The sequence below is a fragment of the Bartonella queenslandensis AUST/NH15 genome, assembly GCF_000312585.1.
Classification (GTDB): Bacteria; Pseudomonadota; Alphaproteobacteria; order Rhizobiales; family Rhizobiaceae; genus Bartonella; species Bartonella queenslandensis_A.
Window position 1 is genome coordinate 1 of sequence record NZ_HE998344.1, and the last position, 650, is coordinate 650.

Annotated in this window: 1 protein-coding gene; it reads left to right on the forward strand. The window is 37.1% G+C overall.

From position 1 onward, the window contains the following. The coding region (locus tag BN338_RS10315; protein WP_039762283.1) for an LbetaH domain-containing protein at positions 1–650 on the forward strand (650 nt) is incomplete at both ends.

The following is a 650-nucleotide window of genomic DNA, read 5'->3' on the forward strand; positions in this document are numbered from 1 at the left end:
GTTAATAAGAAAAAAACATCTCCAAAATATGAATTTACTAATGATTTTGAATATATCGATGGTCATTTCTTATATCGCATTCGTGCCTTAAGAGATTTTGATGATGTCAAAAAAGGCGATTTAGGGGGCTATATTGAAAAGAAAAGCAACCTCTCGCATGATGGCAATTGCTGGGTTTACGATAAGGCTAGAGTTTTTGGAAATGCGCGCGTCTTTGGAAATGCTAAAGTAAAGGGCTTTTTTGTTGACGTTTATGGCGATGCTAAAATTTATGGCAATGCTATTTTTGAAGGCATGGCAATAAATGATTATTGTGAGGTCTATGGCAATGCTCATATTCAAAACGCCGTGGTTATTGAAGGCAATGTTAAAATTTATGATAACGCCCGTGTAAGTGGTCATGCCCATATTTCTGATATGTCTGTTATTTGTGATAATGCCCATGTCGGTGGCAATGCTAAAGTAAGTGATGGTGCTTATATTTGTGATTATTCCTATGTCGTTGATGATGCCGTGGTTTGTGGTTCTTATGTATCAGGATCTTCGTGTGTTCATAGCGCCGCCTCTTTAACTGAAGATGATCAAATTCATGATGAGGCCATTCCAAGATTTGGTAGTGATGATGATTATTACCGTCATGAGTATTTTGA